Annotated in this window: 2 protein-coding genes; both read right to left on the reverse strand. The window is 68.8% G+C overall.

What is annotated here, in order from left to right; genetic code table 11:
- A partial coding sequence (locus AC27IQ_RS24240; RefSeq protein ID WP_487091092.1) for a hypothetical protein occupies positions 1–181 on the reverse strand: 181 nt, incomplete at its 3' end.
- A 33-nt stretch (positions 182–214) separates the two neighbouring features.
- Positions 215–1,553, reverse strand: a 1,339-nt coding sequence (locus AC27IQ_RS24245) for a glycosyltransferase family 2 protein (RefSeq protein ID WP_487091093.1), incomplete at its 5' end; no start/stop codon positions are given.

Raw genomic sequence — 1,553 nt, forward strand, 5'->3', positions numbered from 1 at the left:
CCGGGGCCTGCACCTCGGCCCAGCCTTCCAGCTCCGCCAGGGTGGCAGGCGCCTGGGCCAGCACGTCAGCGGGCAGTGCGGGCGCGCCTCCAGCGCCAACACGGGGGGCACCAGCGGCGGGGCCGGTTCGGCCGCCAGCGCGCCCGCGCCCCACCCCATCAGGCACAGCACCGCGGCCCATGGCAAAAGACGTTTCCCCAGGCGATGCGGCATATCAGAACTTGGTTTTGCGCAGCACCCACCAGGGGGCCATCGCGGAGTCCAGGTGGGTCTTCAGGAAGACCTCCTGCAGGATCGAGAACGTGCAGTGCACGCGGTTGACGAAGGCGAAGAGCGGAAACAGCGGCAGGAACCGCAGGTAGGCCGCGTCGTGCCGGGGCCGCTCGGACACGGCCACGAGGTACAGCAGGAAATAGAACAGCAGCGCCGCGAGGTACACCGCGTAGACGAACCCCAGCACCCCCAGCACCGCCCCCACCGGCAGCGTGAACAGCATCACGCCGGTGTAGGCCACGATGAGGAAGGGCATGAGCACCTGCATCACCAGGCCGTTCACCACCACGAAGAGGAAATTGCGCCAGCCCAGCAGGCGCGGGCGCAGGTTCAGGCGGAACTTGCGGATGAAGATGTAGAACATGTCGCCGTCCCAGCGCAGGCGCTGGCGGAAGAACACGCGCCAGGTGTCCGGCGCGTCGGTGTGGCCCACGGCATGCGGGTCGAACACGATGCGCAGGCCCGGATGGCGGCCGAAGTACTGCTTGATGCGCATCGTCATGTCCAGGTCCTCGGCCGTGCCCGCGTCCCAGCCGCCCAGGTTGCGGATGAAGCTGGCGCGGAACACGCCGAACGCCCCCGAGATGTTGTTGACGATGTTGAACTCCGACAGCCCCGTCTTGCCCGCGCCGATGGACAGCATGTATTCCAGCGCCTGCATGCGCGCGGCCAGCGAGCGGCGGGCGTTGCGCACCCGCAGGCTGCCGGCGACGCCCACCACGCCGGGGTCGTCGAAATGCCGCGTGGCGTGGCGCACCATGTCGTTGTCGAACGAGGTGTCGCCATCAAGCGCCATCACGATCTCGCCGCTGGCGATCGACAGGCCGGCGTTCAGCGACGACACGCGGCCGCCGCGCTGCCACTTGGGCAGCACCACCAGCGCACGCCGGCGGGCACCGGCCAGCAGTTCGCGCGCCCCGCGGGCCGCACGCAGCGTGGGCTCGTTCTGCACCGCGCCGTCCACCACGGCGATGATCTCGATGAAGCCCGGGTAGATCTGCTGGGCGAGCGACTGGATGGTCTTGCGCACGTCGTCGCCCTCGGAGTAGCAGGTGATGACGCAGGACACGCGCGGATAGCGCTCGCGCTGCAGGTAGGGCCGGTGCTCGCGCAGGCCGTACTTCACCATGCCCGCGCACACGAGCAGGAAGAACGGCGCCTCCAGCAGCACCACGAACGGGAAGAACTTGAGCGCCAGCTCCACCCACGACTGGTGCGTCGCGCTGGAAAACAGCGTGACGAACGCGAACACCACCTGCTCCCCCATGCGATCAGGTCCC

Source organism: Acidovorax sp. KPB24-07, assembly GCF_057543315.1.